Consider the following 922-nt stretch of genomic DNA (forward strand, 5'->3'; position numbering starts at 1 on the left):
ACTAGTGGTGGTCCTGACAGATAAATCTATGCATTCGGCAACCGCGGCCCGGCTGTAGCGGATGAGCCGGTCCCCGAGCCGGTGGAAGGTCGGTCCCGTGTTCTGGACGCGCCATTGGCGCAGCTCTTCGAGCGTGCGGCCGAGTATTGCGCTGGTCTCTTCTGGTGTCAGAAGAAGGGGAGCTGGGATCGTTTCGCGGCTCATGGTGTTTGTCCTTCCGGGGTGGCGAGCACGTAACCGGATCGGACCTCGTTGGTCCTCATGGTCTCCGGATTGTCGGCTTGCAGCCGATGGCCCGCCATCGGTTGACACTCGCCAGTTGCGCGCAGCGGAGAGGGTGTCAAGGGCGGCCGCAGGTCGGATTCCGGAGGAATCTGCGAAGCACCCTTTACTCCCTCGTGAGCGCAGTGCAACCAGTTCCACCACAAAGCAGAACAAGAACCCGGCTCACATAGGACTGGCCCCACCTGGGAGAACCGGGTGGGACCATAAGCGGGTAGCGGGGGAGCGGTGCGTTACTCCCCAGGAGCCGACTGAACGGCAGACACGGTACGGCGCTTTCGCGGCCGCGGTGCCGAAGCGCCAGGCGCACGAACGCCCGTTGCTCGCAAATCTTTCTCACTCCATCCAGCGCTAATCGCCGCACTCCAAGCACGCTCATGCGTCGCTGTTGCTTCCTTCAGCTGCTGCTCTGCAGTGTCGAAGCGGTTGGCGGCATCCGCCAATGAGCGCACCGCTTCAACACGCGTGTTTACGTCGGCTTCAATAATCTGCCGCGCTTTTGCAGCGGCCTCTTCTGGATTCACATTCACGTCGCTCATGCCCCCAGATTAACAGTGGTTCGTTCGCGCGGCTAGGCCGGTCTTGCATCCGCTCGTTTGCGACTGACACGTTGTGGTCTCCCCCGTCACGCAAAGGCGTT

The 922-nt window shown here is 61.9% G+C and carries 2 protein-coding genes; both read right to left on the reverse strand.

All coding sequences use genetic code 11. The features are described from left to right. Nucleotides 1-204 (reverse strand): hypothetical protein (locus tag D9V29_RS15045; protein ID WP_121673605.1); only part of this gene is annotated, 204 nt, incomplete at its 3' end. A 311-nt stretch (nucleotides 205-515) separates the two neighbouring features. Further along, complete coding sequence (locus D9V29_RS14805) at nucleotides 516-821, reverse strand: hypothetical protein (RefSeq protein WP_147436278.1); 306 nt, start codon at nucleotides 819-821, stop codon at nucleotides 516-518. Nucleotides 822-922 lie beyond the last annotated feature (101 nt).

This window comes from Mycetocola manganoxydans (genome assembly GCF_003667545.1).
Lineage (GTDB): Bacteria > Actinomycetota > Actinomycetes > Actinomycetales > Microbacteriaceae > Mycetocola_A > Mycetocola_A manganoxydans.